General features: G+C 68.5%; 24 protein-coding genes. 11 read left to right on the forward strand and 13 right to left on the reverse strand.

Features of this window, described 5'->3' with window-relative positions:
- Positions 1-88: 88 nt before the first annotated feature.
- The gene (locus tag Q8814_RS15730; RefSeq protein WP_200360321.1) at positions 89-724 is read left to right on the forward strand and encodes an Rv2732c family membrane protein; all 636 of its coding nucleotides are present in this window, start codon (positions 89-91) and stop codon (positions 722-724) included.
- Between the two features lie 110 nt (positions 725-834).
- Here the strand turns inward: Q8814_RS15730 and Q8814_RS15735 are convergent, their stop codons facing one another.
- Together Q8814_RS15735 and Q8814_RS15740 are read right to left on the reverse strand one after the other, a co-directional pair.
- On the reverse strand, positions 835-1,461 hold the full coding sequence (locus Q8814_RS15735; protein WP_330152953.1) for a vitamin K epoxide reductase family protein: 627 nt from the start codon (positions 1,459-1,461) through the stop codon (positions 835-837).
- Complete coding sequence (locus tag Q8814_RS15740; RefSeq protein WP_330152954.1) at positions 1,458-2,117, reverse strand: DsbA family protein; 660 nt, start codon at positions 2,115-2,117, stop codon at positions 1,458-1,460. Before Q8814_RS15740 ends, Q8814_RS15735 begins: the two co-directional genes overlap by 4 nt.
- Before the next feature lie 177 nt (positions 2,118-2,294).
- Between Q8814_RS15740 and Q8814_RS15745 the strand changes: the two genes are divergently transcribed.
- Both Q8814_RS15745 and Q8814_RS15750 read left to right on the forward strand, forming a co-directional pair.
- Positions 2,295-2,867 carry a copper resistance protein CopC gene (locus Q8814_RS15745; RefSeq protein WP_330152955.1) on the forward strand — a complete coding sequence of 191 codons (573 nt, stop codon included), beginning with the start codon at positions 2,295-2,297 and terminating at the stop codon, positions 2,865-2,867.
- Positions 2,868-2,992: 125 nt separating this feature from the next.
- A complete protein-coding gene (locus Q8814_RS15750) occupies positions 2,993-4,228 on the forward strand; it encodes an Nramp family divalent metal transporter (RefSeq protein WP_330152956.1) in 1,236 nt (411 codons plus the stop codon).
- 24 nt (positions 4,229-4,252) lie between these two features.
- Here the strand turns inward: Q8814_RS15750 and Q8814_RS15755 are convergent, their stop codons facing one another.
- The 10 genes from Q8814_RS15755 to Q8814_RS15800 all read right to left on the reverse strand — a co-directional run bounded on the left by Q8814_RS15755 (position 4,253) and on the right by Q8814_RS15800 (position 13,525).
- Positions 4,253-4,525, reverse strand: coding sequence for a DUF4229 domain-containing protein (locus Q8814_RS15755; RefSeq protein ID WP_330152957.1), 273 nt, complete (start codon positions 4,523-4,525; stop codon positions 4,253-4,255).
- 60 nt (positions 4,526-4,585) lie between these two features.
- On the reverse strand, positions 4,586-5,323 hold the full coding sequence (locus tag Q8814_RS15760; protein WP_330152958.1) for a DUF305 domain-containing protein: 738 nt from the start codon (positions 5,321-5,323) through the stop codon (positions 4,586-4,588).
- Entirely contained in the window at positions 5,316-6,023 is a 708-nt protein-coding gene (locus Q8814_RS15765) for a DUF3105 domain-containing protein (RefSeq protein ID WP_200360358.1), read from the reverse strand. The genes Q8814_RS15760 and Q8814_RS15765 overlap by 8 nt, the downstream gene beginning before the upstream one ends.
- A gap of 199 nt (positions 6,024-6,222) precedes the next feature.
- Positions 6,223-6,918, reverse strand: a complete 696-nt coding sequence (locus tag Q8814_RS15770) for a M23 family metallopeptidase (protein WP_330152959.1) — start codon at positions 6,916-6,918, stop codon at positions 6,223-6,225.
- A 276-nt stretch (positions 6,919-7,194) separates the two neighbouring features.
- The gene (lnt, locus tag Q8814_RS15775) at positions 7,195-8,745 is read right to left on the reverse strand and encodes an apolipoprotein N-acyltransferase (protein WP_330152960.1); all 1,551 of its coding nucleotides are present in this window, start codon (positions 8,743-8,745) and stop codon (positions 7,195-7,197) included.
- A 40-nt stretch (positions 8,746-8,785) separates the two neighbouring features.
- Positions 8,786-9,745, reverse strand: a complete 960-nt coding sequence (ccsB, locus tag Q8814_RS15780) for a c-type cytochrome biogenesis protein CcsB (protein ID WP_330152961.1) — start codon at positions 9,743-9,745, stop codon at positions 8,786-8,788.
- Positions 9,746-9,748: 3 nt separating this feature from the next.
- Entirely contained in the window at positions 9,749-11,368 is a 1,620-nt protein-coding gene (gene resB, locus Q8814_RS15785; protein WP_330152962.1) for a cytochrome c biogenesis protein ResB, read from the reverse strand.
- Positions 11,365-12,270, reverse strand: coding sequence for a cytochrome c biogenesis CcdA family protein (locus Q8814_RS15790; RefSeq protein WP_330152968.1), 906 nt, complete (start codon positions 12,268-12,270; stop codon positions 11,365-11,367). The genes resB and Q8814_RS15790 overlap by 4 nt, the downstream gene beginning before the upstream one ends.
- A gap of 2 nt (positions 12,271-12,272) precedes the next feature.
- On the reverse strand, positions 12,273-12,830 hold the full coding sequence (locus tag Q8814_RS15795; protein WP_330152969.1) for a TlpA disulfide reductase family protein: 558 nt from the start codon (positions 12,828-12,830) through the stop codon (positions 12,273-12,275).
- Positions 12,831-12,892: 62 nt separating this feature from the next.
- On the reverse strand, positions 12,893-13,525 hold the full coding sequence (locus Q8814_RS15800; protein WP_330152963.1) for a TlpA family protein disulfide reductase: 633 nt from the start codon (positions 13,523-13,525) through the stop codon (positions 12,893-12,895).
- A 302-nt stretch (positions 13,526-13,827) separates the two neighbouring features.
- Here Q8814_RS15800 and Q8814_RS15805 point away from each other — a divergent pair, with 302 nt between their 5' ends.
- The 8 genes from Q8814_RS15805 to Q8814_RS15840 all read left to right on the forward strand — a co-directional run bounded on the left by Q8814_RS15805 (position 13,828) and on the right by Q8814_RS15840 (position 19,926).
- Complete coding sequence (locus Q8814_RS15805; RefSeq protein ID WP_200360310.1) at positions 13,828-14,541, forward strand: metal-dependent transcriptional regulator; 714 nt, start codon at positions 13,828-13,830, stop codon at positions 14,539-14,541.
- 91 nt (positions 14,542-14,632) lie between these two features.
- Complete coding sequence (locus tag Q8814_RS15810) at positions 14,633-15,010, forward strand: BlaI/MecI/CopY family transcriptional regulator (RefSeq protein ID WP_200360309.1); 378 nt, start codon at positions 14,633-14,635, stop codon at positions 15,008-15,010.
- 284 nt (positions 15,011-15,294) lie between these two features.
- On the forward strand, positions 15,295-15,846 hold the full coding sequence (locus Q8814_RS15815; RefSeq protein ID WP_456239110.1) for a M48 family metalloprotease: 552 nt from the start codon (positions 15,295-15,297) through the stop codon (positions 15,844-15,846).
- A 193-nt stretch (positions 15,847-16,039) separates the two neighbouring features.
- Entirely contained in the window at positions 16,040-16,639 is a 600-nt protein-coding gene (locus tag Q8814_RS15820) for a cadmium resistance transporter (protein WP_330152965.1), read from the forward strand.
- Positions 16,640-16,752: 113 nt separating this feature from the next.
- Positions 16,753-17,115 carry an ArsR/SmtB family transcription factor gene (locus Q8814_RS15825; protein ID WP_330152966.1) on the forward strand — a complete coding sequence of 121 codons (363 nt, stop codon included), beginning with the start codon at positions 16,753-16,755 and terminating at the stop codon, positions 17,113-17,115.
- Entirely contained in the window at positions 17,112-19,070 is a 1,959-nt protein-coding gene (locus Q8814_RS15830; RefSeq protein WP_330152967.1) for a heavy metal translocating P-type ATPase, read from the forward strand. The genes Q8814_RS15825 and Q8814_RS15830 overlap by 4 nt, the downstream gene beginning before the upstream one ends.
- Entirely contained in the window at positions 19,067-19,582 is a 516-nt protein-coding gene (gene lspA / locus Q8814_RS15835) for a signal peptidase II (protein ID WP_200360304.1), read from the forward strand. Before Q8814_RS15830 ends, lspA begins: the two co-directional genes overlap by 4 nt.
- On the forward strand, positions 19,579-19,926 hold the full coding sequence (locus Q8814_RS15840; protein WP_200360303.1) for a DUF3703 domain-containing protein: 348 nt from the start codon (positions 19,579-19,581) through the stop codon (positions 19,924-19,926). Before lspA ends, Q8814_RS15840 begins: the two co-directional genes overlap by 4 nt.
- Before the next feature lie 350 nt (positions 19,927-20,276).
- Here Q8814_RS15840 and Q8814_RS15845 read toward each other — a convergent pair whose 3' ends face one another.
- Positions 20,277-20,645: an SURF1 family protein gene (locus Q8814_RS15845; protein WP_408015916.1), complete on the reverse strand. Its 369-nt coding sequence runs from the start codon at positions 20,643-20,645 to the stop codon at positions 20,277-20,279.
- Positions 20,646-20,745: the final 100 nt, after the last annotated feature.

The raw sequence follows: 20,745 nt of genomic DNA on the forward strand, positions 1-20,745 counted from the left end.
GACGGGGGGCGGGCCGGCCCGATCCGCTGTCGACGGGCGCAACCGCACCTTCCCACCGGAACATCCCACAAAAGTCGGAGGTCGAGCGATGAGCGAGTCGGACGAGCGGGGTACTCCGGACGAGGTACCGGCCGGCGACGAGTCGGCTGCCCACCCCGATCCGGTCCGACATCGGCAGGAGTTGGCGGCCGCCGAAAAGAAGGCCGCCAAAGAGATCGATCCCGGAATGCGTGCGGTGGTGGTCGCGGCGGTGGTGATGGTGGTGACGATCTCGTTCGCGCTTCCCCACAACGGCGAAGCCAACGGCTGGCAGGTGCTGACCGGATCCGCATCGGCCCAAGCCGAAACGATCACCCTTCCCTCGCGCATCTTTCTGGTGCTGGCCGCGGTGTTCGGGATCGTGCTGTCGATGCTGGCGCTGGTGACCCGACGATGGGTGCTGGCCTGGGTTGCCAGCGCGGGATGCACGCTGGCCATCGTCTTCGGTGTGCTCGCCGTGTGGTCGCGGCAGACCCTCGACCCCGCCGCCGGGGGGGCCGGCCCGGGCGCCGGTCTGTTCCTGGGCTGGGCGGCGATGACCGTCCTTGCCTACCACTGGCTCAACGTGATCTGGGCACGCTCGTCCCAGATGCTCGAGGCCGAAGCGGCCCGTCGCGCCGCCGAATCCGAGCTGCCCGAGCAGTTCCTGCACCGGCTCCCTCCACCCCGCGAGGACGAGAAGTAGGCGTCCGAGCACTCCGGCGCGCACCACGCCGGGCACCTTGCGGGGGAAGGAGGCGTTCGGTGGTCCCACGCGGCCAAGGCCGCGCAGGCGCCGCTGCCCAAGAAGGACCGTCAGAGCAGGGTTTGCCAGTACGACCAGAAGGCCTGCGCCACCAGGGCGAGTACGGTCAGCGCCCAGACCGTGGGGAGCACCGTATGCAGACGGTGCAGCCGCTGCCACAAGCGCGCCGGCCGGTCTTTTTGCACCACCTCGAGGTGCAGCAGGCAATACCACCAGCAGAGCACAGTGACCAGCCACACCACCATGCAGTACGGGCACAACGCTTCGATCCGGTAGAGGCTCTGGAAGATCAGCCAGTGCACGAAGGCGACCGCCGCGGTCAGGCCGGTGAACAGGCCGTTCCAATACCAGCGCGGCAGGCCGGCCCCGGCCAGGACCGCTACGCCGGTGGTGAGCACCACTGTGAAACCCACCAGCCCCAGCAGCGGATTGGGAAAACCGAACAGTTCCGCTTGCCACGAGGTCATGATCGACCCGCAGCTGATGACCGGGTTGATGCTGCACGAAGGCCGATAGGTCGGATCGGCCACTACGGCGAGCTTTTCGAGGGTGAGCACCGACGAGGCCACCAGGCCCGCGGTGCCGCCGACACTGAGAATCGCGCCCACCCCGGTGCTGCCGAGCCTCCGACTCGTCGCCGCGTCGGTGACCGTCGCCGCCCGCGTCGGGGCGCTCACGCGGCGAGCGCCGCGTCGATCCGGGCCTTGAGTTGTTCGTAGGTGGGCATGGGAGGCAGCTCGACGCCGTTGAGGAACAGCGTCGGTGTGCCCTGCACACCGAGGGCGAGTCCGGCGTCGAAATCGCGGTCCACGCGTGCGCTGACGGCGGGATCGTTGACCTCGCGCTCGAAGACGGCCATATCCATCCCGAGCTGTTCGGCAAAACCCCAGAATACTTTCTCCTGGGATTGGCTCGACTCACCCCATTGCGCCTGGGTTTGATACATGAGTTGGTACATCGGTTCGAGGCGGCCCTGCCGGGCCGCGGCCTCGACGACCCGGGCCGCGAGATGGCTGTTGGTGTGGCTGGGAATGGGGAAGTAGCGGATGCCCAGGTCGATCCGTCCGGCGTATTCGCTGCGGATCTGTTCCATCACCGGGTACAACGCGCGGCAGGACTCGCATTCGAAATCGAGGAATTCGACGAGCTGGACCTTGTCGTCGGGGGCGGTGGACAGAGTGCGGATCTCCGGTGTCCACACCGGTGTCGCGGCGGCGCCGGGTGTTTCCGGGTCGTTCGTGCCGGCCCTGTTGGTGTAGAGCAACACCGACAGCAACACCACGAACAGGGCCACCAGGGCCGCGGACACTTTCACATGGGTCGTCAGGTTCATGCTTTCGTCCGTCTCGGTACCGGGGGAGCGAGCCGGTAGCGTCACCGACCAACCGTAAAACTACGTTACATAGTAGATGGGTTAGGGTGGACTCCGATCAGCGCCCTTTCGCGTTCTCTCGACAGGCCACCGCGCCGGACACCGCGCCGGGGTAGGGAGCCGAGAAAGTATGCCCTCATGACCAGACTCCTCGCGATCTTCGTCGCGGCTGCCGCGGTGCTGCTGCTCGGCGTCGCGCCCGCGCAAGCCCACAGCACGTTGATCGGTTCGACTCCCGCCGCCGACGCCGCGGTGGCAAGTTCCCCGGACGGAATCGAACTCGAATTCAACCAACCCATCAACCCCGCGTTCGCCACCGTGACCCTCACCGACGGTGCGGGCACGCAACGGGGAAGTTCCGAGGCGATCGTCGACGCAGAACGGGTGCGGCTGGCCATCCCCGAGCCCTTGACCGCAGGGGAGTACCCCGTCGGCTACCGGGTCGTCTCCGCCGACGGCCATCCCATCACCGGCTCCTACGCCTTCACCGTCACCGCGGCGGCCGGGCAGGCACCGACCGCCGACGCCCCACCGGCATCGTCCCCCGCGTCGGTCGCGGCCGAGCCCGAGACCACCGGGACGCAGGCCACCTCCGAGGACGCGCAGTCCTCGGGCTCGTCGATTCCGTTGCTGCTGGGGTTCGCCGTCCTGGGGGTGCTGGCCCTCGCCGGGGGCACCTGGGCGGCGATGCGCGCCTTCCGGAAGAGCTGACCAGGGTTCCCCCGCGGAGGTGACTGCGCGCAGTCGCCTCCGCGCTGCGTCTCTACGCAAGCACCGCGACTCCTTGAAATTTCGGGTTCCCTGACTTTTAATTCAGGGAAACCTTGGGAGGGTGGATGACGCTGACGCTACATCTCGGACAAGTGCAGCGGTGGCGCCGTTGGACGCTTCTCGGCCCGGCCTTCGTCGCCTCCATCGCCTACGTCGATCCGGGTAACGTCGCCTCCAACGTCAGTGCCGGGGCCCAGTTCGGCTACCTGCTGGTGTGGGTGATCGTGGTTGCCAACGTCATGGCGGCGCTGGTGCAATACCTGTCCGCCAAACTGGGTCTGGTCACCGGCAGGTCGTTACCCGAGGCACTGCGCGAGCGCATGTCCCGCCCGGTGCGCTTGGCGTACTGGGGGCAGGCGGAACTGGTCGCCATGGCCACCGACCTGGCCGAGGTCATCGGCGGCGCCATTGCCCTGAACTTGTTGTTCGACCTCCCACTGTTCACCGGAGCGCTGATCACCGGGGCGGTCTCGCTGCTCCTGCTGCTGGTGCAGGACACGCGCGGTCAGCGCGGCTTCGAACGGGTGATCACCGGTCTGTTGCTGGTCATCGCGATCGGATTCGTCACCAGCATCTTCGTTGCCCCACCCCCCGCCCACGCCGTGGCCGCAGGACTCGTGCCGCGCTTCGACGGCGCCGAATCGGTGCTGCTGGCCGCGGCCATGCTCGGGGCGACCGTGATGCCGCATGCGGTGTACCTGCACTCGGGTCTGGCCCGGGACCGCCACGGCCATCCCGAGCCCGGTCCGCGACGGGCCATGCTGCTGCGGGTCACACGCTGGGATGTCGGACTGGCCATGGTGGTGGCGGGCACGGTGAATCTGGCCATGTTGCTCACGGCCGCGACGACGTTGCAGGGCCGGGAGGGGGTCGATTCGATCGAGGGGGCGCACACGGCGCTGGGCCTAGAGCTCGGCTCGACCGTGGCGCTGCTGTTCGCGCTGGGCCTGTTGGCCTCCGGGTTCGCCTCGACCTCGGTCGGTGCCTACGCCGGGGCCTTGATCATGGACGGGCTGCTGCGCCGACGGATACCGCTGCTGGCGCGGCGCCTGATCACCCTGGTGCCGGCGTTGGTGGTGGTTGCGCTCGGGACGGATCCGACCCGGGCACTGGTGCTCTCGCAGGTGGTGCTCTCGTTCGGTATTCCTTTTGCGTTGATTCCTCTGGTGCGTCTGACCAGCGATCGGGCGCTGATGGGCAGCGATGTCAACCATCGGCTCACCACCACGGTGGCGTGGGTCATTGCCGCCACGATCACCGCGCTCAATCTGGTGTTGATCTATCTGACGGTGCGGCCCTGACCGCGTCCGTCCCGACACTCCGGATCAGGGCCGGGGCCGTTTCGAGGGGTCTTGGCGCCGGTTATCGACGATGCGGATCTCGTCGTTGATCCGAGTACGCAGCCGACGCAGGGCCAGCAGCGACACTGCTATGCCGGCCAGGACACCGACAAGGAGCACCCACGTCAGCGACACCTCGAGCCCGAACAGGCGGACACCGGCCACCGCGGCACCGGCGCAACCGGCGACCACCGCCAGGCGAGCCGCGGCATAGAGGAACACCAGACGGGACAGACGCATCGTCGACGACTGTTTCATGCTCACTCCTTGATTGCCGACCCGGACGGCGCCGGTCCGGGTCCTGGCAGGTCCACCGGGTCAGTTCATCGGTAAGGGTGCGGCGCCTCGGGCCGTGAGCAGTTGCTCCATGGCCGTCGATTCCGCTTGCTGGGTGTCGGTGATCTGTCGCGCCAGCGTCGTGACCACCTGTTCGGTGGTGTTGGCCGCGGCGTAGCGCGCCATCGGCAGGCCGCCTTGGTGGTGTCGAAGCAGCAGTTGCAGGTACAGGGTGTCGAAGGCGGGCCCGGTGGTGCCTCGGAGCGTGTCGAGTTCGGAGGGGGTGGCCATCCCGGGCATCCGTGATCCTTGCATTCCCGGCCCGGGCGGGCTCCCCGCGTGCTCGGTCATTGCTGGCATCGTCTCGGCGCCGGCCTCGGGGGCGCGCATCCAGGTCATCGGTTCTCCGGACGCCTGCAGCGGTCGGTCCCACACGGCCAGCCAGCCCTGCATCATGCCCCATTGGCTCTGCTGGGTGGTGAGCACGTCGTAGGCCAGGGTGCGCACCGCCGGGTCGGTAGCGTTGGTCAACGCCATCGTCGACATTTCCACCGCCTGGCTGTGGTGCACCGACATGTCCTGCGCGAAGCCCACCTCGACCGAGTCCTGTGCGGGCGAATCGGGATGACCGCCTCTCAATCCCGAGGCGCCGATACCGAGATAGACGCCGACGACGAGCGCGAACACTCCCACCGCGAGCGTGCGGCCGAGTCGGGCCCATCCACCGGGGGCGGGAGCGGCCGGAGCAGCGGGAGCGGGGGTGTTGCCGGTCTCAGCCATTGCCGGGTTCGAGGTTCGAGCCCCTCGACGGGGCGGCGGGGGCGGACTGCTGGCCCACGGTCATGGGTACGGCGTCCGGCCCCGGCGCAGACGCATCGAACGGCGGCGGAGCGCTCGGATCGAAACTGCCCGGCGTGGTGGAGCAGGTGGCTCCTGCCTCCGGATGGGTGTTGGGGTTTCGACGCAGGGCGGTGAGGAACTGGTCGAGTCGATCGTCTTCGGAGTCATCGAGCGCGAGACGGTGGCCCCAGGACTGCACCGAGATCGCGGACGGCAGGCCCGGATACGGCGAGAGCAGGGTGTAGGGCTGGCCGTCGACCTTCGCCTCCAACGTCGACACCTCGTCCCCGGCGACCTTCTGCGGGTCGTAGGTAATCCACACCGCGCCGTGTTCGAGCGAATGCACCGCGTTCTCGCTGCGGATCGGTTCGGGATAGACCGTGCCGGTACAGGTTGCCCAGAACTGATCGTGCGGGCCCCCCATCGGGGGGCTCTGGTCGTAGGCCACCCGCTGGGGCGCTTGCACGTGTGCTCCGGCCGGGTACTCGATCTTTTCCACCCCGTCGATCGCGGTGGACGGATCGGGGTTGTCCGCGCTGGGGATGTACTTCTGGGCCTCGGCGCGCTGGGAGACCTTCGGGACGAGGGTGAATGCGATAGCCCCGATCAGGGCCACGATCGCCACGGCAGCGCCGATCATCAGCCACGGCACCCGGCGCGAGTCGGTCAGAGTGAGCGGTCCCGGTCGCGTGCGGGGCGCCGGTGACTTCGATTTGTGTGAGCTGTTCACCGCGTTTGCCTTCCTCGGCACCGATAAGCCATCACCCCACAGTAAATACTATGAATCATAGTTTTCGATGAGGGGTTGCCGGTCGGCCGTCACCGGGCCGGCGCGGCGGCTATGCCATCCGCGACAGGTCCGTCGCAGGGACACCTCGTTGCTGCAGCCACCGGGTCGGATCGACCTTCGTACCTGCCGGATCCGTGGTCTCGAAGTGCAGGTGCGGACCGGTGGACTGACCGCGGTTGCCGACGGTGGCGATCTGCTCACCGGCTTGTACACGCTGTCCCACCGCGACCAGCGTTTCGTTGATGTGGCCGTAGGTACTGGTGGACCCGTCCTCGTGCCGGACCTGGACCCACAGGCCGAATCCGGAGGCCGGGCCGGAGTCGATCACGGTGCCCGAGGCGGCAGCGTAGACCGGGGTGCCGATGCTGTTGGCGATGTCCAGACCGGCGTGGGACGAGCCCCATCGGGGCCCGAACGCGGAGGTCAGGGTGCCCGAGACCGGGGCGACGGCGAGGGGCTGCGAGGTCGGCGCGGTCCAGGGCGTCGCACCGACCGGCGCCGCCGCGGCCGGCGGCGGGGCCGGAACAGTCGCGGCAGGGGGCGGGGCCGGAACAGTCGCGGCAGGGGGTGCTATCGCGGAAAAGTTCGGAACTGCGGCGAGCTGGTCGAGCACCGCCTCGACTTCCGGCAGGGCCGCCAGCGCGGCGAGTTCGGCCGGCACCGGGGCCGGTGCGGGGGCGGCCTGCACGCCGTCGGACGTCGGCCGGGCTGCAGCGGTGCCGGGAGCAAGCAGCTGTGATCCCACGATCAGCAGTGCGCCAGTGGCAACCGTCGAGGCATACGTCGCGGTCCCGGTGCGGTTCGTCGGGGCCCGATGTCGTCCCCCACACCGCGTGGGCTCGCGCCCGTCGACCGCGTCTATATCGAGAAGGTAACGGTCTTGGTTCCGACTGGATGCGTGGTGCCGTCCCACAATAATGCTCCTGACGTGCTCTTTCGATGTATGTCCGTCGTTGCGATGACGGATAAGATAACGAAACGATATACGATGACGGCCCTAAAAACTACTTCGCTTAGTAGTTCATGGGGCGGTAGCGTTCCGACGACGGGGGAGCAGGAACAACACCGCGGCCGCGACAGCGACCGCCTCGGGGGCAGCACCGAGCCGGGTCGCCCAGGTCAGTCGGGTACTGACGGGCAGCTCGCCGACAAGGACATCGGCGGTGAACATCGCGCTGCGGTCGGTGACGGTGCCCTCGGGGTCGATCAGCGCGCTGACCCCGCTGGTGGCCGCGACCACCACCGACCGTCCGTGCTCGACCGCGCGGAGCCGAGACATGGCCAGTTGCTGGTAGGTCATCTCGGTGCGGCCGAAGGTCGCGTTGTTGGTGGGCACCACCAGCAGCTCGGCGCCTGCCCGCACCGACTCGGCGACCGCCTCATCGAAGGCGACCTCGTAGCAGGTCGCCACCCCCACCGGGACACCGTTGAGATCGACCCGGCCGTCGCCCTCTCCGGGGACGAAGCGGCCGGCCTGCGCGGCGGCCGGCCACACTCGTTCGACCATTGGGCGCAGCGGCAGATATTCCCCGAACGGCACCAGTCGCTGCTTGAGGTGTCGGTCTCCGGGACCTGTCACCGGATCCCACACCAGCGCGCTGTTACTGCTGGTGCCGTCACCGTTGTCGAGCACGGCACCGACGAGGATGGGTACGCCGATGGCGGCAGCGGCATCATCGATCGCGGCGCGGGCATCACGGTGTCGCAGCGGATCGATGTCCGAGGAGTTCTCCGGCCACACCACCAGCTGCGGCCGGGGCAGGCGGCCCGCCACCACGTCTGCGGCGAGCCGTTCGGTCGCCGCGACATGATTATCGAGCACGGCCCGACGTTGGGCGTTGAACTCCAATCCCATCCGCGGCACGTTCCCCTGCACGGCCGCGACCGTGACCGTGGGGGAGCTCGCGGAGTCGGCCACCGCGACCAGCGGCACCGCCACCAACGGGACCACACTCAGCAGCATCCAGCCCACCGCGACCGTCGGCCGCCGCTCACGCACACCGATCACCACTGCGACCACCGTGGTGCCGATCAGCGCGACGGCGAATCCCACGCCGGCCGCCCCGGCCAAAGAGGCCAGCTGCAGCAGCGGACCCTCGGTCTGTCCGAAGGCAAGTCGTCCCCAGGGAAAGCCTCCGAACGGGATCCGGGCGCGCAGCGCTTCGGTGAGCACCCAGGCGGCAGCAATCGACACCGGCGCGCCCGGGCGACGGCCGAGTGCAGCGGCCAGCGCCCCGAAGACACCGACCGCCAGTGCCTCGACCGCCGCAAGCGCCAACCAGGGCACTGATCCGACGTACACCCCGACCCAGGGCAGCAACGGCAGAAAGAACCCCAGTCCGGCCAGATAGCCGTAGCCGAAACCGGCGCGCACGGTTCGGCCGCGCAGCACGGCGGTGAGCACGGCAACGGCGAGCGGAGCCAGCCACCATCCCGGGCGGGGCGGAAAACTGGCATAGAGCATCAGCCCGGCCAGAATCGACGCCGCAGCGCGCACCAGCACCGCCCACCGCGGCCCCCGGCGCGGTACCGCGAAGGCAGCGGGCGCCGCGGCGCCGGTCCCCTCACTCATTGGAGATTCACGGCACGGAGATTTCACGGCACAGGGCGCGTCAGTTCAGTCCGGCGTAGGAGTGCAACCCGGAGACGACCATATTGATGATGAACAGGTTGAACAGCATGGCCACAAAACCGGTGATGTTGATCCAGGCCGCCCGGGTCTCGCGCCAGCCGGCGGTGGCCCGAGCGTGCAGATACGCCGCGTAGATCACCCACGCGATGAACGAGACGGTTTCTTTCGGGTCCCACCCCCAGAACCGGCCCCACGCGGCCTCGGCCCAGATCGCGCCGAGGATGACCCCGGCCCCAAACAGGGGGAAGGCGAAGATCGTCGTGCGGTAGGCGAGACGGTCGAGGGCACGGGCGTCCGGGAGCCGGTGCATGAGCCGGGCCAGCCGGGTCTCCGGGCGTTTTTCGGCGTGCAAGGCCAGCAGAAACAGTGTGCTGGCCACCCCGGAGACGAGGAACACTCCGCTCGAGACGGACACGATCGAGACGTGGATCGGTAGCCAGAACGACTGTAGCGCCGGCACCACCGGGGCGGCGTCGGCGTAGAGCACGGTGCCGGCGACAAACAGCAGCAGCAGTACCGGGATGAGCGCGAAGGTCCACAGCACGCGCAGCGCCGGGCGGCGCAGCACGATCAGACCGGCCAGGACTCCCACCGCGCAGGTGACGGTGACGAACTCGTACATGTTGCCCCACGGGAAGCGTGCGGTGGCCAGCCCGCGCAGCACCATCGAGCCGATGTGCAAGAACAACCCCACCGCCAGGACGCTGACACCCATGCGGCCGAGCCGGTCCGACAACTCCCGCCGAACCGGCTCGGCGACCCGGCCCGGTCCCTCGGGTGCGGGGGCCCCGGTGGCGGCGGGCACGAGGGCAGGCGCGGTGCGGCGTCCCCGCACGGCCGCGAACTCTGCGACGAACAACACCAACGCCAGCAGATAGACAGCGAAGGCGGTTTCGAAGCTCAGGTCGGAGTAGCGGGCGAGGGTCTCGTCGATCGGCATGCGTTATCGATCCTTCTGAGCAGGAAGAGGAGTGTCGGGGAGCAGGCGCTGGCAGATCTCGGTGAACTCCGAGCCCCACCCGGCCTGATCGGTGCGGGCCAATCCGCCGAGTTCGATGGCGGTGCCGGTGCCGTCGGGGCGTAGTCGCACCCAGATCCGCCGACGCTTGATCACGAGCGAGGCCAGGAGCCCGCCCATCATGGTGATCGCGAAGACCAGCACCCAGTTCTGGGCGGGGTCGTGGGAGACCTGCAGGTAGGCGAATTCTTCGGCGCCGTCGAACCGCACCGTCGTGCCGTCGGCAAGAGTCGTCGACTCTGCGGGCCGCAGGTTGACCCGGGCCTGTTTGACCAGCCGACCCTGATTGATCATTTCGGAGTTCAGCTTGAAGATCGACTGCGGGATCCCGGTGTCCAGCCCGGTATCGCCCTTGTAGATGTCGATGGCCACGGCCGGGTCCAACATGTCGGGAAACGCCGAGGTCAGCAAGGTACCGTCGAACGCTGCGGTGGGGGCGAACAACCCTTCGAGCGCAATCTGGTTGCGGCGGCGCTCGTCCGGATCCGGATAGGTACCGCCGGGCGGGTCGAAACGCATGGCTCCGCTGCTGAGGAACGTGGTGGCGTCCTCGGGGGCGAACTGCAACGTTTCGGTGCGTTGCTGCCCGTCGGGGAAGGTCACGGTGAACCGGGGCGCGTAGCCGTGGCCGGTGAGGTAGACCCGTTCGTCCCCGAGCCGCAGCGGTTCGTTGACCCGCAGTCGGTGCTGCTGCCACCGATCGGTACCCAGGTCTTCTCCGCTTTGATAGGAGATGTTCGAGGTGAACATCTCCGCTTGGCCGTTGTCGAGGTAATCGGCAGAAAAGTCCTCGACTTTCAGGCAGAAGGGATCGAGCCCGGTTCCGTCGGTGGCGGTGCCGGCGCGGAACGAGTCGTATACCGCCGGGGAGGTGTTGCAGAATCCCGGACCGCCGTCGGCGATGACGATCACCGCGCCCTCGTATCCGAGCAACCGGCCGGTGGCCACCGCCACCAACAACCCGACCAGGGAGAAGTGGAAGACCAGGTTGCCGGCTTCGCGCAGATAACCCTTTTCAGCAGAAATCTCTTGCTGCCCGTCGTCCCCAGTGCGGGTGAGCGTCCGCCAGCCCCGCAGCACGGTCTGTACCTGCGCGCCGGTGTCGTCGATGGGGGCGTCGAGCCGCCCCTGCTGGTGATGCGGCAGCCGGGACAGATTGCGCGGTACCGCCACCGGATCACTGCGCAGCGCGCGCAGATGCTCACGCAGGCGCGGAAGCAGACACCCGATGAGCGAGATCATCAGCAGCGCGTAGATGGCGGTGAACCAGAAGCTGGCGAACACGTCGAACAGTTCGAGCCGGTCCAGGAGCGGGCCCAGGACCGGGCGGGCGGCGATGTACTCGTCGACCTTGCCGGCGTTGAGGTTGCGTTGCGGTAGCAGCGCCCCGGGGATCGCGGCGACCGCGAGCAGGAACAGCAGCACCAACGCGGTGCGCATCGAGGTGAGCTGGCGCCACAGGTTCCGGGCCTGCGCGACGGCGCGGCGCCACGGAGCAGGACTCGGAAGCGAGGAGGGTGCCGGATTGCGGTCGGTGACGGTCATATCGGCAGCACCACGCTGGTGACGAACTCGTCACGGATCCACGCGATGAACAGCTCCCATGCTCCGGTCAGCAGAGCGACGCCGACCGCCAGGAGCATCACGCCGCCGACGATTTGAATGGTGCGGGAATGGCGGCGCAGCCATCCGACACCGCGCAGCGCCGAGGACGAACCGAAGGCCAAGGCGATGAACGGCAGTCCCAGTCCCAGGCAGTACGCGACGATCAACACCACTCCGCGGACGGCGGTGGTGCCTTCGGTGCCGGCCGCCACCGACAGCACGCCCGCCAACGTCGGACCCAGGCACGGGGTCCATCCCAGCGCGAAGACCCCCCCGAGCAGCGGGGCGCCGGCGAGCGAGGAGATGCGCCGGGGCGCAAAGCGGGTGTCCTTCTGCAACGCCGGAATCAGGCCGATAAACGCCAGGCCCATCACGATGGTGACCACCCCGCCGAGGCGTTGGAGCAGTTCCTGGTTGATCCGCAGTGCCCCGATCACCCCGAACACCGAGGCGGTGGCCAGCACGAACACCACGGTGAAACCGGCGACGAACAGGCCGGCGGCGCCGGTGACCCGCCACCGACCCGCCGTGCTCACACCGGCCGTGCTCACACCGGCCGTGCTCACACCGGCCGTGCTCACACCGGCCGTGCTCACACCGGCGGTGCCGACACCGGCCGTGCTCACACCGGCGGTGCCGACACCGGCAGGGGTCAGGGCTGGCGCTTCGGCGCCGGCGACGCCGGCCAGATACGACAGGTAGCCCGGTACCAGGGGCACCACGCACGGGGAGGCGAACGAGATCAGCCCGGCCAACAGACAGGCGCCCACCGCCAACAGCAGCGGCCCGGACGCGGCCGCGGTTTGGAAACTCGCCCCGATCCCCTGGGCGAGCACAGTCACCGTCACTGTTCGGCCGCCACTCGTTCGATGACCGGCTGCAGGTCTTCGGTCAGCAGGGCCCGCAGGAACACCGCTGCCACCCGGTGCTGCCGGTCGAGGACGAGGGTGGACGGGATGACGCTGGTGGGAAAGGCGCCGCCGAGGGCGGTCAACGTCGCCATCGGCGGGTCGTAGATCGACGGGTAGGAGACGTTGTTGTCGATGACGAAGTCCTGGGCCTTGTCGCGCTGGGGATCGCGGACGTTGATGCCGAGAAATTGCACCCCCAGATCCTGGGTGGCGGTGTAGGCGCGTTCGAGATCGTCGGCTTCGCTGCGGCACGGGGCGCACCACTGCCCCCACAGGTTGAGCACGACCACCTGGCCGGCGTAGTCGGCCAGATCGACGGTGACGCCGTCGGTCATCAGGTCCGGGCCGAAGAGCGCGCCGAGGGTGCCGCGGTCGACCGGCGGATCGTAGAAGATGTCGGTTTGACCGCCGGGGGCGACGAAATCGAAGGTGCCGCCTTGGGCGACGGCATCGGAGCCAGTGCCGCAGGCGCTCACCCCGACCAGCATCATCACGGCGAGAACCACCCGGCCCAGCAACCGAGCTACCGGTCCGCCGGCCGGCTTCGCGCCGGTCATCGCAGCAGCCCGGTCACCGCGGCTCGGACCTGGTCCGGGCCTGTGAACACCGCGGGATCGGTGATCCGGTCCACCGAACCGTCCCGCTGCAGAAGAAAGGTCAGGGGCAACACCGGTGGGCCGGCCAGTGCCTGCTGTGCCCGGTCGTCGGTGTCGACGAACGAGGGGTAGCCGAGGCGCAGGTCGGCCATCAGCGTCGCAGCGGACCCCGCGGTGTCCTGCACGTTGATTCCGATCACCCGCACCGCACCGGGCTCGCGGGCGTACGCATCGAGCACGGGCATCTCTTGTCGGCACGGTCCGCACCACGACGCCCACACGTTGAGCAGGGCCGGTTCCCCCGCCAGGGCGTCGCCGAGATCGACGGGGCGGTCCGAGCCCACACAGCGCACCGTCACCTTCGCCAGGGGGCCGGCACCGGCGGCGCCCGTGCCGGTCGGGCAGGGCGGCGTCGCGCCCGGGGCGGGCTGGGCACCGCCCGCCGGGGCAGACAGTGCAGATATCTCGGCCGGCTGTAGCCCGGAATCGGCGGTGGTCACGGCGTCGTCCTCCCGTTGGGGCCACAGCGCCACCACGAGCACGGCGATGACGAATAAAGATGTGATCGACCATGCAGCTCTGGCGGACATGTGAGCCCTCTCCGTTGTCGTCCGGCCGAAATACTACGCGAGATAGTATTTTGGTCGGACGACCGGTCGGGATCAGCAGCACATCATGGCCGCACACATCTGACATGCGCCGCTCAGCATCATCACGTGGCATTCCCAGAGGGCCTGCAGATCGGCGAGCATTTCCTGCATGTTCACCTCCTTTCGGGGTCACGATGCACCACGTTCGCACATCTACTGTCTACGTACGTAGATAGTAGATGTGGGGATAGTAGATGTGGGGCAGACACACTGGCCCGCGGATCGCCCAGAAAGAACCGCTCATGCCGAACACGACCGGTTCCCCTCCGCCGCGGCACCCGTGCCCGGTCTGTGGGGGATTCACCCACCCTGCGGCCGTAGAGGACTACCTCGCGGCGCTCTACCGACTGACCGGCCGCCGCGAAGACACCTCGACCACGGCGCTGGCCACCCGTCTGGGCTGGCCGCTGCCGACGGTGTCGACCATGCACCGCCGCCAGGGCGCCGCCGGCCTGATCGTCCATCCCACGACCCATCGGACGGAATTGACCGGCCACGGCCGTCACCACGCGAGAAATGTGGTGCGGCGGAACCGCCTGGTGAAGACCTTCTTGGCGGAGCGGCTGTCCCTGCCGTGGACCGAACTCCCGATCGAGGCCGACCGACTCGAACATGCTGTCGGCATGCGGCTCGAGGCCCGGCTCGACCGGGCCCTGGGATACCCGCGGTCGGATCCGTTCGGCAGCCCCATCCCGCTCCCGGCCGAAGATCAGGGCGAGTCGTGGCCCGATCTTCTGACCGCCGTCCTGCCGTGTCGACGATTCACCGTTCTGCGCATCGCCGATCACGACCCGGCAGTGCTCGAACTGCTGGCCGAAGCCCACATCGGCCTGCACACCGTCCTGACCGACGTGGTGTTCGATCCGGACACCGACCTGGTGTGCTTCGACAGCGCCCGCCACCGGCACATCCTTCCGCTCGCCTGCGCTCAGCAGGTGCACGGTCGATCCGGATGACAGGAAAGAACGGCGTGGCCGCCCGCGGACGCGTCCGGGATGGTGCCCGACTTACCCTGGGAGGACGGCAGACACGGAGGCGGAGGCAACGGTGCGGGTGAAGGGGTTCGGTGAACTCGAGGCCGTGGTGATGGACCGGATCTGGGCGCGCGACGGCACCACCACGGTCCGACAAGTCTTCGACGGTCTCGCCGCGCACCGCGACATCGCCTACACCACGGTGATGTCGACGATGGACAACCTGCACCGCAAAGGGTGGCTGGCACGGGTCCGCACCGGCAAGGCATTCACCTACTGGCCGACACTGAGCCGGGAACAGCACACGGCTCGGCTGATGCGGGAGGTGTTCGACGCGGGCGGGCAGGCCGATCTGGTGTTGACCCACTTCGTCGAGCAAATGAATGCGGAGGAATCGGCAAGCCTGCGTCAGGCGTTGCGCCGATTGGCTGCCGACGAGGACACCTCGTGATCCCTGTCGTCTGCCTGCTGCTCTACGCCATCGCCGTGGCCGTGGTCGGCCCCCTGATTCTGGCACGGCTGACCGCCGCCGGAATCGCCCCGCGCTTGGGTGTGGCCGCCTGGCTGAGCGCAATGGCGGGTGTGTTCGTCGCCGCAGCGGCCGCCGTGGCGATTGCCCTCGTCGCGCTGGGTAGGAGTGGTGACGCCGCTCGAGGGAGCGTCGACTGTTTCGGTGTGCTTTCGACAAGCGTCGGTGAGTACTCGGGCGCAGGCATGCGCCTGTTGTCCGGAACCATGCTGTCCGCGGGGACGGTCGTTGGTGCGATCGGGACGTGGCGGATCTGTCGGGGCGTGGGGCGCAGACGAGCCCGCGCCCATGAACACGCTCGCCTGGCCCGGATGATCGGACGTCGCATCCCCGACCTCGACGCAGTGGTGATCGACTCCGATGAACCGGTGGCGTACTGCATAGCCGGACGCGAAAGGTCGGTGGTGATCACCCGTGGCACGCTGTCGGTGCTCGCGCCCCGGCAACTCGCCGCCGTCCTGGCTCACGAGCGAGCCCATCTCGACNGTCGCCTCTTTATCGAGTCGGCGCCACCGAGATCGGACACCTGCTCGAGATGTGTGCCGACGACGTGGCAGTCCGAGGACAGGGAAGGCGCGCCCTACTCGGCGGTTTGCTTGCTCTGGGTGGGCATCCGGTCCCGGAAGGGACACTCGGGGCCGGCGGTGAGGTCACCGCCCGCGCCACTCGCCTGGTCAGCCCGCCTCCGCCGCTCGTTCGCCTCGGCGTCACCGCCCTCCTCGGGGCCGCCATCGTCACTGTCTTTGCAGTTCCGCTGATGTGCACCTTGATGGATTGAGGGACTGGGTTCACCCGAGAACTTGGGGCCGACACGGCCGGATCGATACATACCAGGACAGCGACCTTGTTATCGTCGAATTACGATATAACCCCCTTAGAGCGATATTAGGTGCGCGCCGAACCCTCGCTGTCTTCCCGGACCGGTCGTAGGTGGGCGGCTGAAAGGTGCTCATGAATTTACTCGCGTCCGCTCTGCAGGCCGTCGGCCTGTTTCTCGCGACAAACATCGACGACATCATCGTGTTGTCGCTGTTCTTCGCCCGAGGGTCCGGAGTTCGGGGCACCACCAGGTCGATTCTGTTGGGGCAATACCTGGGATTCGGCGCCATCCTCGCCGCCTCCGTTCTGGTCGCGGTGGGGGCAACGACCTTCTTGCCGGAGGAGGCAATCGCCTATTTTGGTCTGATTCCTCTGCTTCTGGGCGTGTACGCCGCCTGGCGGGCATGGCGGGGGCGAGAGGACGACGACGAGCAGAAAACCGCCGGTAAGAAGGTCGCTGTCTCGACGGTGGCCGCGGTCACGTTCGCCAACGGAGGCGACAACATCGGGGTCTACGTCCCGGTGTTCGTCACCGTGGGCCTCCCTGCCGTGGTGGCCTACTCGATCGTCTTTCTGGCCCTGGTTTCCGTCCTCGTTGTGACGGCGCGCTATGTCGCCACCCGCAAGGCGATCGCCGAAGTCCTCGAGCGCTGGGAGCACGTGCTGTTTCCGATCGTGTTGATCGGTCTCGGCGTGTTCATTCTCGTCGAGGGTGGCGCGTTCGGGCTGTGAGAGCTTCGGGGCCATCACTGGCCGGAGAGGGTGCGTGAGTCGTGCGGCGCCTCCGATGACACGGCAGCCGACTCCGACTACCCATATCGTTGAGAACCGGTTATTATCGCCATATGACGATCAATGATGTCGGTTGTCGTGCCGACGAATCCGTGGGTTCGGCGGTGGCGTTGTTCCACAGCCTCTCCGACGGCACCCGCCTGGCCATCGTGCGCCGTCTCGCCGGCGGCGAGGCGCGCGTGGCGGACCTGGTCGGAGAACTCCACATGGCGCAGTCGACGATTTCCGCGCACGTGGCGTGCCTGCGGGACTGCGGCCTGGTGCAGGGCCGACCCGAGGGCCGGCAGGTGTTCTACTCGCTGACCCGACCGGAACTGCTCGATCTGCTGGCTTCGGCCGAAACCCTCCTGGCCGCCACGGGCAACGCCGTCGCACTGTGCCCGAACTACGGCACCGACACCGAGGTGACGGCATGAGCGACGCCTGCGGGTGCGGCAGCGACGAACCCCGCGTCGAGGGTGAGGAAGAGCACGAGCCCGACAAATGGTGGCAGGTCACCGAGATCCGGGCGGCCGCCGTCGCCGGGCTGCTGCTGGTCGCCGCCCTGATCGTGGGGTGGGCCGACGGCCCCCGCCCGGTGAAGCTGACCCTCGAAGCCCTGGCGCTGATCGTCGCCGGCTACACCTTCGTTCCCTCCACGCTCAAGAGACTGGCCCGCGGCAAGATCGGCGTCGGGACCCTGATGACGATCGCCGCCGTCGGCGCCGTGCTGCTCGGCGAGGTCGGCGAGGCCGCGATGCTCGCCTTCTTGTTCGCCATCAGTGAGGGTCTCGAAGAATACGCGGTCACCCGCACCCGCCGCGGCCTGCGCGCCCTGCTGAATCTGGTCCCGGATACCGCCACCGTGCTGCGCGGCGGCCGCGAACAGACCGTGTCCCCCGCGGAGTTGGTGCTCGGGGAGATCATGATCGTCAAACCCGGGGAGCGGCTCGCCACCGACGGCACCATCCGCACCGGGCGCACCGCCCTGGACACCTCGGCGATCACCGGGGAATCGGTGCCGGTCGAGGTCGGACCCGGCGACGAGGTGTTCGCCGGGTCGATCAACGGCACCGGCGTGCTCGAGGTCGAGGTCACCGCCGGCGCGCAGGACAACTCGCTGGCCAAGATCGTCAAGATCGTCGAGGCCGAGCAGTCCCGCAAGGGCGAGGCCCAGCGCCTGGCCGACAAGATCGCCAAGCCCCTGGTCCCGGGGGTGATGGTCGCCGCAGCGTTGATCGCCGCGATCGGCAGTATCTTCGGCGATCCGCTGGTGTGGATCGAACGCGCCCTCGTCGTGCTGGTCGCCGCGTCCCCGTGTGCGCTGGCCATTGCGATCCCGGTGACCGTGGTCGCCGCGATCGGCGCCGCCTCCAAGCTCGGCGTCCTGGTCAAGGGCGGCGCCGCCCTCGAAGCAGTGGGCCGCATCCGCGGGATCGCGCTGGACAAGACCGGCCCCCTGACCCGCAACAAGCCGGTCGTCAGCGAGGTCGCCACCACGAACGGTGCCATCCGCGACGAGGTGCTCGCGGTGGCCGCCGCGCTCGAGGCGCGCAGCGAACACCCCCTTGCCGCAGCGATCCTCGCCGCCGTCGACGACTACACCGCGGCCGAGGACGTCGGCGCGGTCCCCGGTGCCGGACTGACCGGTCACCTCGGCGGCATCCCCGCCCGTCTGGGCCGGCCCGGGTGGATCGATCCCGGCCCCCTCGCCTCCGATATCGAGCGGATGCAGCACGCCGGAGCCACCGCGGTGCTCATCGAACGCGACGGCACCCTGATCGGGGCGATCGCGGTGCGCGACGAACTGCGTCCCGAAGCCCGCGACGTCGTTGCGGGGCTACGCCGCGACGGTTACACCGTGGCGATGCTCACCGGCGACAACGAGCGCACCGCACGAGCGTTGGCCGCCGACGTCGGTATCGACGAGGTGCACGCCGATCTGCGTCCGGAGGACAAGGCCCGCATCGTCGAGACGCTCCGCGGTACGCGGCCGACGGCGATGGTCGGGGACGGTGTCAACGATGCGCCGGCCCTGGCGACTGCCGATCTGGGGATCGCGATGGGTGCGATGGGCACCGATGTGGCCATCGAGACCGCCGACGTCGCGCTGATGGGGGAGGACCTGCGGCATCTGCCGCAGGCTCTGCAGCACGCCCGACGGTCGCGGACGATCATGTGGCAGAACGTGGGCCTGTCGCTGGCGATCATCACCGTGCTGATGCCCCTGGCCCTGTTCGGGGTGCTCGGCCTGGCGGCGGTCGTCCTGGTTCACGAGGTCGCCGAGATCGTCGTGATCGCCAACGGGGTGCGCGCCGGACGCACCCGAAACCTCATCGCGGCAACAGAACCGACGAAGGCGCCCGAGCCGGTTATCGGAGCCCGGTCATGACACGGGATGACCGTTCCGTGTCGTCTGCGGCGCCGGTGGCCGGGCGGCGTCGCGGCCGGGGCATTCTCGTCGGACTCGTCGGCGTCCTGGTTGCTCTCGCGCTGGTGCTCGATCCGGTGGCCCGCGGCGCGCTGTCCGGGGGGCGGGCCATCGATCTCGGGTTGCTGCAACTGCGGTTGGCCTACAACACCGGGGTCGCGTTCAGCCTCGGTGCCCAGCTCCCCACCGCCGTCGTTCTCGCCGTCACCGCTGCCCTCACCGCGACGATCGGGGTGTTCGCCTGGCGCACCGCACCCGACGGTTCTTCGATCCAGATCCTCGGACTGGCCGCGATCGTCGCCGGCGCCACCGCCAACGTCATCGATCGCTTCCTCGACGGCAAGGTCACCGACTATTTCCACACCGGATGGTGGCCCACTTTCAACCTCGCCGACACCTACATCACCTGCGGTGTTGTCCTCGTCCTCGGCGCACTGCTCTTCGAATCCACCAGCAGGGATCACGTCTCATGAGTCGAATGCCCGAACAGCTACGCAGCGCCTACACCGCGGAAATGACCGCCGCCCGTCACACCGGCGATGACACCAGGCGCTGGCACCACCTCGAACGCGCCCACATCCTGTCCCAGCCCTACCCCTGGCCGCACACCCGCAACCACCTCGCCATGCTCGGCCTGGCGCTGCACCGGCGCGATCGGCGCGAGGCCCTGGGCCAGGTGGTACGGATCCTGCTCGCCGCTCCCGGCTCGGTAATGGGTCGCTACCCCGAAGGCAACACCGGGCGGACCGCGGCCGGGCTGAGGACCCCGATGCGGGTCCCTGACGATCTGGCCGCGATGCTCACTCGGCCCACCTGACGCCGCGCCGGAACCGCGCTGCTGCGGCGGCCACGAAGAAGCGTCCGACGGCGGGCCATCATGCGGCAAGTCGGAGTCGCAGGACCCGGCAAACCGTCGAACCTTCGAATCGAGGTGAACGAGTCCTGCGACCGCTCCCCCTCCGTAGAAGGGAAGAACATTCTCCGTGTCATCGTACCGAAATCCCGGAAACCGGCGCGGCACTTGGGCATCGATTTTTGCTTGCAGGCGCGAGAAGACGGCTGACCGGCGACGCTGACGCTTGGCCGGCGGCCCCACACGCTCGTCGTCCATGCACGCGTGCCTCGCGGATGTGCCCCCGCGGAGCACCATGCCGGGCTCGGTTACGGTTACCGCGGTCGTCCGTATCGCTCGGCGAGTCTGTCGCTCGCGTCGGGCGGCGTCTGGTCGTCGGTGGCGGTGGCCTGCGTCTTGCGGCGCTCCCGCAACTCCGCCCACACGAAATATCCCAGGCCCAGCGGGGCCATGATCCCGAACGCGAGCCACTGCAGCCCGTACGACAGGTACGGGCCCGCCTCGAGCTGGGGAAGCGGGATGACCCCGAGTCCGCCCGGCTGGGCCACGTCGAGTTGCAGGTAGACCTCTTCGAGTGCGAGACCGGTCATGGCCGCGACCTGCGGGGCGTCGATGAAGTACACCTGCTCATAGCCCGCGTCGGTGAACGGCTCCTTGTGACGAGGCTCAGCGAAATTCCCCACTTCTGCTCGGCGAAATTCCCCACCTGTGAGCGGTGTTTACTGTAGCGGTTGCCGGGTTGCGGTGGTGGCTTTGCGGAGGTTTTCGGCGCGGGCGTGGTGG

The organism is Rhodococcus chondri, from assembly GCF_036327435.1.
GTDB lineage: Bacteria > Actinomycetota > Actinomycetes > Mycobacteriales > Mycobacteriaceae > Rhodococcus > Rhodococcus chondri.